4 protein-coding genes are annotated in these 2918 nt (G+C 70.3%); all 4 read left to right on the top strand.

Annotation, left to right across the window (positions count from 1 at the left end):
* Positions 1-520: dipeptidase (locus tag ACTS11_RS19250; protein ID WP_442641905.1), on the top strand; the 520-nt coding region annotated here is incomplete at its 5' end.
* 17 nt (positions 521-537) lie between these two features.
* Complete coding sequence (locus tag ACTS11_RS19245) at positions 538-1659, top strand: cobalamin-independent methionine synthase II family protein (protein ID WP_442641904.1); 1122 nt, start codon at positions 538-540, stop codon at positions 1657-1659.
* Positions 1656-2351, top strand: coding sequence for an alpha/beta fold hydrolase (locus ACTS11_RS19240; protein ID WP_442641903.1), 696 nt, complete (start codon positions 1656-1658; stop codon positions 2349-2351). The genes ACTS11_RS19245 and ACTS11_RS19240 overlap by 4 nt, the downstream gene beginning before the upstream one ends.
* Positions 2352-2383: 32 nt before the next feature.
* A partial coding sequence (locus ACTS11_RS19235) for a TIM barrel protein (RefSeq protein ID WP_442641902.1) occupies positions 2384-2918 on the top strand: 535 nt, incomplete at its 3' end.

The raw sequence follows: 2918 nt of genomic DNA, 5'->3' as shown, positions 1-2918 counted from the left end.
CGACACGGGGCCGGGGCTGACCGAGGCGGGGCGCGCCCTCGTCCGCGCCTGCCGCGTCCGGGGCATGGTCGTCGATTGGAGCCACATCACGATGCGCGGCTTCTGGGACATCGCGGAGGAGGGGCTGCCGCTGGTGGCGACGCATTCCAACGCCTGCGCCGTGTCGCTGACCGCGCGGAACCTGACCGATGCGCAGCTGCGCGCCGTGGGCGAGACGGGGGGCATGGTCGGCCTCAACTTCGGCACGATGTTCCTGCGCCCCGACGGCAGGCGGTCGCCCGAGGGCGGGATCGGCTTTGCCGTCCGCCACCTCGCGCACATGGTCGAGGTCGCGGGCGAGGACCGCATCGGCCTCGGCTCGGACTTCGACGGCGCACCGATGCCGGAGGGGCTGGGCTCGGCCGCCGAGTTGCAGGCCCTCGTCGCGGCCATGCGCGAGGCCGACTTCGGCGAGGACCTGATCGCCCGCATCTGCCACGGTAACTGGCGGGCCTTCCTCGCCCGCACGCTGCCCGAGTGACCCCGAGGGAGGACCCCATGCCGCTGCTCACCACCCATGTCGGATCGCTGCCGCGCACGCAGAAGGTCGTCGACTTCATATTCGCCCGCGAGCGGCGCGAAGCCTACGACGAGGCCGCCTTCGACGCCGCCATGGCCGAGGCCGTGATGGAGACGGTCGGCAAGCAGAAGGCGGCGGGTGTGGATATCGTCTCCGATGGAGAAACGTCGAAAATATCCTATGCCACCTACGTCAAGGACCGGTACACCGGCTTTGACGGAGACAGCCCGAGGAACGCGCCCGCCGACCTGAAACTTTTTCCCAGCTTCCTGCAAAGGCTTGCGAATTCCGGCGGGACACCGAAATACGCGCGGCCGATGTGCGTCGGCGAGGTGAAGTCAAAGGGGCAGGGCGAGCTGGGGAAGGATATCGCGAACCTGCAAGCCGCGATGGCGGCGCACGGGGTCGCGAAGGGCTTCATGAACGCCGCGAGCCCCGGCGTCATCAGCCTGTTCCTCCAGAACGCCCACTACCCGACGCGGGACGCCTATCTCGCCGCCCTGGCCGACGCGATGAAGGCGGAATACGAGACGATCGTCGCCGCCGGGCTCGACCTGCAACTCGACTGTCCCGATCTCGCGCTGTCGCGGCACATGCTGTTCACCGACCTCTCGGACGCTGAGTTCGTGAAGGTCGCGGCCTCGCATGTCGAGGCGCTGAACCACGCGCTCCGCGACATCCCCGAGGAGCGGGTGCGCATCCACATCTGCTGGGGCAACTACGAGGGGCCGCATGTCTGCGACATCCCCATGGCGACGATGTTCGACACGCTGATGGGGGCCAGGGCGCGCTACGTCCTCTTCGAAACCTCGAACCCCCGCCACGGCCACGAGTGGCGCGTCTTCCGCGACCGCAAGGACGACATTCCCGAGGACAAGGTACTGGTGCCCGGCGTCCTCGACACGACAACAAATTTCGTGGAACATCCGGAGCTTGTGGCGCAACGTTTGCAGCACTTCGTGGACATCGTGGGGGCGGATCGCGTGATCGCGGGCAGCGACTGCGGCTTCGGGACCTTCGCGGGCTTCGGCTCGGTCGACCCGGAAATCGCCTATGCCAAGCTCGCCGCCATGGCCGAGGGTGCCCGGAAGGTGGCATGACGACGCCGCTCCTCCTCCTGCCGGGGATGATGTGCGACGGGCGGCTCTTCGGGCCGCAGATCGCGGCGCTGGCGCGGAAACGCGAGGTTCTGGTGGGAGATATCACGCGCGCTTCGACCATTCCCGACATTTGTAGGGACATCCTGAGGGATGCCCCGCAACGCTTTGCGCTCGCGGGGCTTTCCATGGGCGGGATCGTCGCGATGGAGCTGATGGCGCAGGCGCCGGAGCGGGTGGAGCGGCTGGCGCTCCTCGACACCAATCCGCGCGCCGAACTGCCCGAGGTCAAGGCCCGCCGCGCGCCCCAGATCGAGGCGGTGCGGCAAGGCGGGCTCGCCCGCGTCATGCGCGAGGAGCTGAAGCCCAACTATCTCGCCCATGGCGCGCGGCGGGCGGGGGTGCTCGACCTCTGCATGGAGATGGCGCTCGACCTCGGGCCGGAGGTGTTCGAGCGGCAGTCCGTCGCGCTCCGCGACCGGGCCGACCGGCAGGAGACGCTGCGCGGCGTCCGGGTTCCCACGCTCGTCCTCTGCGGGCGGGAGGACGCGCTCTGCCCGGTGGAGCGGCACGAACTGATGCACGCTCTCGTCCCCGGCTCGCGCCTTGCGATCATCGAGGGGGCTGGCCACCTGCCGACGCTGGAGCGGCCGGTCGAGACCTCGGCGGCGCTGGCGGACTGGCTCGCGGCATGAAAGCGTCCATGAATGCCCGCATGAACGCCCGCATGAACGCCCCCCGGGTCTCGGCCAATCTCGGCTTCCTCTACGCGGACCTGCCGCTCCTCGAGCGCATCGGCGCGGCGGCGGCGGACGGCTTCGACGCGGTCGAACTGCACTGGCCCTACGATACCGATCCGGGCGCGCTTCGGGCCGCGCTCGCGGAGGGGGGTCTGCCCTGCCTCTCGCTCAACACCGTCCGGGGCGGCGCGGGGGAATTCGGCCTCTCCGCCCTGCCCGGGCGCGGGGCGGAGGCGCGGGCGGCCATCGCGCAGGCCATCGGCTATGCGCGCGCGGCGGGCGCCGGCATGGTGCATGTGATGGCGGGCCGGGCACAGGGCCCGGAGGCCGCACACGCCTTCCGCGACGCGCTGGCCCATGCGGCGGACCTCGCCGAGGGCGCGGACCTCCGCCTGCTGATCGAGCCGCTGAACACGCGCGACGTGCCGGGCTACTTCCTGACCGGGACGGACCAGGCGGCCGAGATCGTCGCGTCCGTCGGCTCGCCCCGGCTCGGGATCATGTACGACTACTACCACATGC

It is taken from the genome of Roseicyclus sp. (assembly GCF_052168335.1).
In the GTDB taxonomy this organism is placed as follows: domain Bacteria; phylum Pseudomonadota; class Alphaproteobacteria; order Rhodobacterales; family Rhodobacteraceae; genus Roseibacterium.
This window is presented reverse-complemented; position numbering and strand designations above follow the sequence as displayed.